This window comes from Bradyrhizobium sp. (assembly GCF_049691595.1).
Classification (GTDB): domain Bacteria; phylum Pseudomonadota; class Alphaproteobacteria; order Rhizobiales; family Xanthobacteraceae; genus Bradyrhizobium.
In genome coordinates this window covers 1-8600 of record NZ_JBAVNZ010000223.1, presented here as the reverse complement: position 1 = coordinate 8600, position 8600 = coordinate 1, and the positions used below count along the sequence as shown (strand labels likewise).

Here is an 8600-nt window from a genome sequence, read left to right as displayed (position 1 = left end):
TGGGGCCGGAAATATTGGGGCGGCGCGATATTCTGCCTGCTCGCCGATATCGAAATCCGCAAGCGCACCGGCAATCGCCTCGGCTTGCAGGACGCGATGCGCGGCGTGATCGAAGCCGGCGGCAATCACGAGCAGGACTGGTCGCTCGCGCGCATTCTGTCGACCGCCGACAAGGCCGTCGGCGCGGATGTCCTGACGCGCCTGCACAACGACATGGGACCGAAGCCCGTGACGCCCGATCTCGCAGGCCTCTGGCGCGATCTCGGATTGAAGACGCAAGGCGAGAGCCTTGAGTTTGACGATGCCGCGCCGCTCGCGGCGATCCGTAAATCGATCACCGAGGCGCGGTCGAAATAGCGCGAAGCCGCTGATGCGTGAGCGCGACGGCACCGGCTGGCTTTTGGCCGCGCGATAGCCGAAGATTTCCTGGAGGCTTCTGCTTCTGCGAAGAAAGTCCGGGATTGATGGCCGAGAACACCTCCGAGAATGCCAATACTCCCTGGCGGATGTTCCGCTCGCTGGCGTCTTTCCGGCCGCGCGATGTGCCGGCGGATCTGATCGCGGGCCTGACGCTCGCCGCGATCGCCATCCCCGAACAGATGGCCACCGCCCGCCTCGGCGGCTTCTCGCCGCAGATCGGCTTTTTCGCCTTCGTCGCGGGATCGCTGGGCTTTGCGATGCTGGGCAGCAATCGCTTGCTGTCGTGCGGCGCCGACTCCACCATCACACCGATCTTCGCCGGCGGCCTGGTGCTGATGGCGGCGGCAGGCTCGCCCGACTATCAGGCGCTGGCGGCCGCGCTGGCGCTGATGGTCGGCGCAATCCTGGCCGTGGGCAATTGGTTTCGCCTCGGCTGGATCGCCAATTTGTTGTCGACACCGGTGACGGTCGGCTTTCTGGCCGGCATTTCCGTGCATATTCTGGTCTCGCAAATGCCGGTTGTCCTCGGCCTGCCGTCGCCGGGCGGACCGATGCTGCAACGCATCAGCGTGCTCGCGCAGCATCTTAACGAAGCCAACGTCTTTACGCTTTGCATCGGACTCGGCGTGCTGGCCGCGGTCGCGGGATCGGAGGCCGTCAGCGCCAAAATTCCCGGTGCGCTGATCGGACTGGTCGCGGCCACCGCGGCCGTGATCTGGGCCGGGCTGGAGAGCAAGGGCGTGGGTGTGGTCGGAACCGTGCCGGCAACATTGCCGACGCCGTCAATTCCGGACATCTCCCTGGAGCGATGGGCGCGCCTGCTCCCCCTGAGCTTGCTGATCGCCATCGTGATCATGGTGCAGACCGCGGCGACGACGCGGTCGTTTCCTTCCGATCCCGACCAGCCCGCCGACGTCGACCGCGATTTTCTCGGCGCCGGCGCCGGCAGCATTCTGGCCGGCCTGATCGGCGCGTTCCCGGTGAACGCCAGTCCGCCCCGGACCGGCATCGTGTCCGAGACCGGCGGGCGCACGCAGCTGTCCGGGCTGTTCGCCGCATCGATCGTGCTGGCATTGCTGGCATTCGGCGCCACGCTGCTGCGCCACGTTCCCGAGGCGGCGCTCGGCGGCGTGCTTTTGTTCGTGGCGCTGCGGATCATTCGCGTCAGGCAGATCGCGACCATCTATCGCCAGTCGGTCGGCGAGTTTTTCCTGATCGTCGCGACGGCAGCCGCGATCATATTGCTGCCGATCGAACAGGGCGTCGCGGTCGGCATCGCGCTGTCGCTGCTGCACGGCATCTGGAGCACGACGCGCGCACGGCTCGTCGCCTTCGAACACGTGCCCGATACCACCATCTGGTGGCCGGCCGGTCCGCACATGCCGGGCGAACGCGATCCAAACATCGCCGTCGTCGGCCTGCAGGCCCCGCTCTCGTTTCTCAACGCCTCGAATTTCCGCGCCGATGTGCTTGACGTCATCAGGACATCGACGCCAAAGCCGCGGCTGCTCGTCCTCGAAGCCAGCGGCATCCTGGAGATCGACTTCACTGCCGCGCAGGTCCTGATCGATCTGGTCCGGGAATGTCGCGCTGACGGCGTCACGGTCGCGATGGCGCGGCTGGAATCGACGCGGGCGCAGCAGGCGTTCGAGCGACTTGGGATTCACGAGGTCCTGCCGAAAGCCCACATCTTCCTCAGCGTCGACGAAGCTGTCCGCGCGTTGGGCAAAACGACCGACTCACCCGGCGCGGCGACGACAAAGCCGGCGTGAGGCAGAGCCCGTCATGAAACGCGATACCGCTCCATGATTTCCTTGTCAGGCTCGTAGCCGAGCCCGGGCCCGTCAGGCACCGCGACGGTGCCATCCGGACCGGTATCGACAGAACCGCGCCAGAGGCACGCGGCACGGTTCATGTAGAACACTTCGACGAACGTGCGGTCATCGCGCAAGGACATCAGTTGCAGCGTCGCCAGCAAGCCCGGCCCGAAATACGGCGAGTGCGGCGCCAGCTTGATGTCCATTTCGTCGGCCAATGCGGCGACCTTCAAATATTCCGTGACGCCGCCGACCTTGGTGACCGAAGGCTGGGCATAGTTCACGGCCCCCGCGTTCATCATCTGGCGGAACTGATGAACCGTGCAGGCATTCTCCCCGGCGGCGATATCGAGCCCGCCCTTGGTCCGCACTTCCGCCAGCGTCGCAAAATCCTCCGGCGGCCAGACCGGCTCTTCCAGGAATTTGAGGGCGGCCGGTCGGCAAGCCTGGGCGAACGCAGTCGCCCCGGCGCCATCCAGCGGGCAATTCATGTCGACCATGAGCGGCATGCCCGCGCCGATCGCCTCTCGCGCCGCGAATACCGCGGGCGTCGTCGTCTCGTGCAGCTTGATCGCGGTATAGCCACGCCGCAGCGCTGTTGCGCATTCGCCCGCCACCTGGTCGGGCGCCCCGATCCGCAGCAGGCTCGCATAGGCGGGGATCCGCGCCCGCCTGCGCGCGCCGATCAGGCGGTGCAGCGGCAGCGCCTTCACCTTGCCGGCGAGATCCCATAGCGCGATGTCGAGGCCGGAGATCGCAAACATCGTAATTCCGTAACGACCGAACAGATGCAGGTTGCGCTGGATGCGATCCATCAGGGCGGGGATATCCTCGGCGTCCGGGACTTCGAGGCCTCGGGCCTGCGGCGCAATCATCTCGTCGATCGCGGTCGCCGTCGTGCGCGGGCAAACGTAAGCGAACGCCTCGCCCCAGCCGGTCAATCCCGCGTCGGTCGACACCTCGACCATCACGATATCAAGGGCCGCGATCGCCGAGGCGCCCTGCCTGAAGCTGCCGACGCCGGCGTCGTAGGGGATGCGGACATGGTGTGCCCGGACGTTGGTGATCAGCATGACGCCAGCCCTCTTTTCCAGGTCGCGCAGGATGATGCGGGTAGCACAGATCAACTCTGCGTGCGGCGGCTTCAGGTTCGCAGTCAGGCCGCCGGCACGATCTTTCCGGGATTGAAGATATTTTGCGGATCGAGCGCCCGCTTCAGCGCGCGCATGGCGTCGATCGCCTCGGAGCCGAGCTCGGCCTTGAGGTATTTCTGCTTGCCCTGCCCGATGCCGTGCTCGCCGGTGCAGGTGCCGCCCATCGCCTGCGCGCGCTGGACCAGGCGATGCATGAATTCCTCGCCGCGCGCCATCTCCTTTGGGTTGTCGACGTCGCAGACCAGCGAACAATGGAAATTGCCGTCGCCGACATGGCCGACGATCGGCGACTGGAGATTGAGCCGTTTCAGGTCGGCTTCGGTTTCCGTCACGCAATCGGCCAGCCGCGAGATCGGCACGCAGACGTCGGTCGCCACCACGCCGGCGCCCGGACGCAACGCCTTCACCGCCCAGTAGGCGTCGTGCCGCGCCTGCCAGAGCTTGGTGCGGTCCTCCGGCCTGGTGGTCCAGGTGAAATCGCCGCCGCCGCATTCCCTGGCGATCTCGCCAAAATTCCTCGATTGCTCGGCGACCTCGGTTTCGCTGCCGTGGAATTCCAGCAGCAGCAATGGCGTCTCCGGCAGCGACAATTTCGAATAGGAATTGCAGGCCCTGACCTGCTCGGCGTTGAGCAGCTCGATGCGCGCCACCGCAATGCCGGTCTGAATGGCGAGAATGGTCGCCTGGCAGGCGCCGCGCACGGTCTCGAACGAGCAGGCCGCCGCGGCGATGGTTTCGGGAATGCCGCGCAGCTTGATCGTGAGTTCGCAGATGATGCCGAGCGTGCCCTCGGCGCCGACGAACAGATGGGTCAGGTCATAGCCGGCGGAGGATTTCTTCGCCCGTGTGCCCGTGGTGATGATCTCGCCGTCGCCGCGCACCACCTTCAGCGCCAGCACGTTGTCGCGCATGGTGCCGTAACGCACCGCATTGGTGCCGGAGGCCCGCGTCGACGCCATGCCGCCGAGCGAGGCGTCGGCGCCGGGATCAATCGGAAAGAACACGCCCTGGTCGCGCAGATACTCGTTCAGCGCCTTGCGGGTGACGCCCGGCTCGATCACGCAGTCGAGATCCTCGGCGTGGACTTCCAGCACCTTGTTCATGTCGCGCAAATCGATGCAGACGCCGCCGGCGGGCGCGTTGACCTGCCCTTCCAGCGAGGTGCCGGTGCCGAAGGCGATCACGGGCACGCCGTGTCTGGCGCAAATCCGCACCACGTCCTGGATGTCGGCGGTTTCCTGCGCCATCACGACTGCGTCCGGCGGCTGTGGCGCCAGCCAGGTGGTGGTATGGGCGTGCTGGTCGCGCACCGCCTGCGAGGTGATCAGCCGGTTGCCGAACCGCGCCGCCAGCGCCTCGACGGTCGCCGCCAGCGCCGGCGGCTCCGGACGTTTCAAATTGCCTGATATCGTCGTTGCCACGCAAAATTCCTCCCGGCTTTAGACGACCGTGGCAAAGGATATATAAGGGGTCAAGATATCAGATCGAACGAACAGGGACGAACGATGACGACCGCACCAGCCGCCAGGGATATGCCACCCCCGACCGCGCCGTTTCTGTCGTCGGTGATGCGGATCGAGCCGCAATGGATCGACTATAACGGCCACCTCAACATGGCCTATTACAACGTGATGTTCGACCGCGCCATCGACGAGCTGTGGCTGCAGCTCGGCATCGGTCCCACCTACATGAAGGAGCGGCACGGCTCGACCTTCACCGCCGAATGCCATGTGCGCTACTTGCGCGAGATTCATCTCGGCGATCCCGTGCAGGTTTCGGTGTTTCTGCTCGGCGTCGACGCAAAGCGCCTGCATACGTTCGAGGAGCTGCGCCACGCCAAGGAAGGCTGGCTCTCGGCCACCTCGGAGAACATGACCATCCATATCGACATGAATGCGCGAAAGACCGCGCCGTTTCCGCCCGACATCCGCGCCCGCATCGCGGCGGTCGAGGATGCGCACGCGGCCGTCCCCCGTCCCGAGGGCGTCGGCCGCAGGATTGCGATGCCGTCGAAGTAAAATGGCCGCGACCGCCGCCGGATAAACCTGTCAAAACGGCCGATCAGGCCCTATATGGCCCTCAATCCCTGTTATGAAGGCTCCCCTTCACCGCCCCACGGTGCCATCGTGGGACGAGACGATTCGCATGACCGAGCCGAGCAAGCTGCCCCATCACGGCGTCCCCGACCACCAGCCCGCGGCCGGCGGCATCGCCGCGCGCGCCCGCGCCTCGGCGGTCCCGCAATATCTTGCCGGCCTCAATCCCGAGCAGCGCGAGGCGGTGGAAACGCTGGAGGGTCCCGTGCTGGTGCTGGCCGGCGCCGGCACCGGCAAGACGCGGGTGCTGACGACGCGCATCGCCCATATCCTGAGCCAGGGCCGGGCACGGCCGCACGAGATCCTGTCGGTGACCTTCACCAACAAGGCGGCGCGGGAGATGAAATTGCGGCTCGGCCAGATGCTCGGCCAGGCGGTCGAGGGCATGCCGTGGCTCGGCACCTTCCACTCGATCGGTGGCCGCATCCTGCGCTTCCACGCCGAGCTGGTGCAGCTCAAGTCCAATTTCACCGTGCTCGACGTCGACGATCAGGTCCGGCTGCTGAAGCAGCTTCTGCAGGCCGAGAACATCGACGACAAGCGCTGGCCGGCGCGGATGCTGGCCGGCCTGATCGACGGCTGGAAGAATCGCGGGCTGACGCCGTCGCAGGTGCCGCCGGGCGAAGCCGCGGTGTTCGGCAATGGCAAGGGCGGCAAGCTCTATGCGAGCTACCAGGAGCGCTTGAAAATCCTCAACGCCGCCGATTTCGGCGATCTGCTCTTGGAAAACATCCGGCTGTTCCGCGAAAACCCCGACGTGCTCCGGCAATATCAGGGCCGCTTCAAATTCATTCTGGTCGACGAATATCAGGACACCAACGTCGCGCAGTATTTGTGGCTAAGGTTATTGTCGCAGGCGCCGGGCAAGCCGGGCGTGCCGCTTTCCGCGGTCATTCCGGGGCACTCCTCTTCCATCATTCCGGGGCGGGCCGAAGGCCCAAACCCGGAATCTCGAGATAAAGTGGACTCATTTCGAGATTCCGGGTTCGCACCTGCCGGTACGCCCCGGAATGACGACGGAAATATCGTTGCTCAGGCGGCCGCCATGACAGCCCCCAAAAACATCTGCTGCGTCGGCGACGACGACCAGTCGATCTATGGCTGGCGCGGCGCCGAGGTCGACAACATCCTGCGCTTCGAGCACGATTTTCCCGGCGCCAAGGTCATACGCCTCGAGCGCAACTACCGCTCCACCGGCCACATCCTCGCCGCCGCCTCGCATCTGATCGCGCATAATGAGGGCCGGCTCGGCAAGACGCTGCGCACCGAGGATGTCGACGGCGAAAAGGTCACCGTCACCGGCTCCTGGGATTCGGAAGAGGAAGCCCGCGCCATCGGCGAGGAGATCGAGGAGCTGCAGCGCGCCGGCGAAAACCTCAACGAGGTCGCGATCCTGGTGCGGGCCTCGTTCCAGATGCGCGAGTTCGAAGATCGTTTTGTCACCCTCGGCCTGCCCTACCGCGTGATCGGCGGCCCCAGGTTCTACGAGCGCGCGGAAATCCGCGACGCGCTGGCTTACTTACGCGTAATCAATTCGCCCGCCGACGATCTCGCCTTCGAGCGCATCGTCAACGTGCCCAAACGCGGACTCGGCGACGCCACCGTGCAGATGCTGCACGACCACGCCCGCAAGCGGCGCATTCCGCTGTTCGAGGCCGCCCGCGCCGTGGTCGAGACCGACGAGCTGAAGCCAAAGGCACGCGGGAGCTTGCGCGATTTGATCCTGCATTTCGAGCGCTGGCGCGCGCAGCGCGAGGTGACATCGCATACCGAACTCGCCGAGATCGTGCTCGACGAAAGCGGCTATACCGAGATGTGGCAGAAAGACCGTTCCGCCGACGCCGCCGGGCGGCTGGAAAACCTGAAAGAACTGGTGCGCTCGATGGAGGAGTTCGAGAACCTGCAAGGTTTCCTCGAGCACATCTCGCTGGTGATGGACCGCGACGGCGGCGCCGCGGACGAGGCGGTGTCGCTGATGACGCTGCATTCCGCCAAGGGGCTGGAATTCGACAATGTGTTCCTGCCCGGCTGGGAGGAAGGCCTGTTCCCGAGCCAGCGCACGCTCGACGAACAAGGCCGCGCCGGCCTGGAGGAAGAACGTCGCCTCGCCCATGTCGGGCTGACGCGGGCCCGCCGCCGCGCGAAATTATACTTTGCCACCAACCGCCGCATTCACGGCACCTGGTCGACCACGATCCCCTCGCGCTTTCTCGACGAACTGCCGGCGCCAAATGTCGAGATCACGGAGTCAAAGGGCGGCTCGGGCTGGGGCGGCAGCGGCGGCTACGGCCCCTCGCGCTTCGACAACGTAGAGTCCTTCGGCTCCAGCTACACCACGCCGGGCTGGCAGCGCGCCCAGGCCAACCGCGCCCGCGGCCAGAAAAGCGGCGGCGGTCAGGCCGGCGGCGGCTTCAACGAAAGCCAGTCGCCGTTTTCGAGTTCGCGCAGCGATACTTCAGGCGAGCGCGGCGGTATGGGCGGCGGCTTCTCGCGCCACAAGCGCGGCCCGCTGGTGATCGAGGGCGAGCTGGTGGCAAAATCCACCGGCACCGTTTCCGAATTCGCGCTCGACGACCGCGTGTTCCACCAGAAATTCGGCTACGGCAATGTGGTGAAGGTCGACGGCAACAAGCTCACGATTGCGTTCGAAAAGGCGGGGGAGAAAAAGGTGGTCGATAGTTTTGTGGAGCGGGTGTAGGCAGACCGGCCGCACGACCAACGCGGGCGGATGAGATTTAGTCTCTTGGTCACATGATTCGAGGAGAGAGTTCATGTTGACCAACAGTCGCGACATCATCCAGCGCCTGGAGCGCGAGGGATGGACGCTCGTTCGCATCACCGGCTCTCACCACGTTTTCAAAGCCCCGGTTTCAGGCGAAACGTTGGTAGTTCCGCACCCAAAGAAGGACTTGGTCTTGTCCGTGCCATTTATAAGGGCGCTGGGTGGAAGCCTGATTGAGATCAGCCATGGCTCACTACATTGCCATCATTGAGGATGCCGGACCGGGCCGCGCCGTGGGCGTCTGGCCCTCTGCTTTAAAGGGCGAATGAAATTCATGCACGACCCGGGCGCATCGCGCCGCGAGTTCGCGAGGTTGCGTCTGGACCTAACC

6 protein-coding genes and 1 pseudogene are annotated in these 8600 nt (G+C 65.3%); 5 read left to right on the top strand and 2 right to left on the bottom strand.

What is annotated here, in order from left to right; genetic code table 11:
* Both WCE35_RS10000 and WCE35_RS09995 read left to right on the top strand, forming a co-directional pair.
* Positions 1-357, top strand: a pseudogene (locus WCE35_RS10000) (hypothetical protein); the annotation flags it as partial.
* Positions 358-464: 107 nt separating this feature from the next.
* On the top strand, positions 465-2192 hold the full coding sequence (locus WCE35_RS09995) for a SulP family inorganic anion transporter (protein WP_424593178.1): 1728 nt from the start codon (positions 465-467) through the stop codon (positions 2190-2192).
* A gap of 11 nt (positions 2193-2203) precedes the next feature.
* Here the strand turns inward: WCE35_RS09995 and WCE35_RS09990 are convergent, their stop codons facing one another.
* Both WCE35_RS09990 and WCE35_RS09985 read right to left on the bottom strand, forming a co-directional pair.
* Positions 2204-3310 carry a mandelate racemase/muconate lactonizing enzyme family protein gene (locus WCE35_RS09990; RefSeq protein ID WP_424593177.1) on the bottom strand — a complete coding sequence of 369 codons (1107 nt, stop codon included), beginning with the start codon at positions 3308-3310 and terminating at the stop codon, positions 2204-2206.
* 83 nt (positions 3311-3393) lie between these two features.
* Entirely contained in the window at positions 3394-4812 is a 1419-nt protein-coding gene (locus WCE35_RS09985; RefSeq protein WP_424593176.1) for an FAD-binding oxidoreductase, read from the bottom strand.
* Positions 4813-4923: 111 nt separating this feature from the next.
* Here WCE35_RS09985 and WCE35_RS09980 point away from each other — a divergent pair, with 111 nt between their 5' ends.
* The 3 genes from WCE35_RS09980 (at position 4924) to WCE35_RS09970 (ending at position 8480) form a co-directional block, all read left to right on the top strand.
* Entirely contained in the window at positions 4924-5409 is a 486-nt protein-coding gene (locus tag WCE35_RS09980) for a thioesterase family protein (RefSeq protein ID WP_424593179.1), read from the top strand.
* Positions 5410-5536: 127 nt separating this feature from the next.
* Complete coding sequence (locus tag WCE35_RS09975) at positions 5537-8185, top strand: ATP-dependent helicase (protein WP_424593175.1); 2649 nt, start codon at positions 5537-5539, stop codon at positions 8183-8185.
* 73 nt (positions 8186-8258) lie between these two features.
* Positions 8259-8480 carry a type II toxin-antitoxin system HicA family toxin gene (locus tag WCE35_RS09970; protein ID WP_424593174.1) on the top strand — a complete coding sequence of 74 codons (222 nt, stop codon included), beginning with the start codon at positions 8259-8261 and terminating at the stop codon, positions 8478-8480.
* Positions 8481-8600 lie beyond the last annotated feature (120 nt).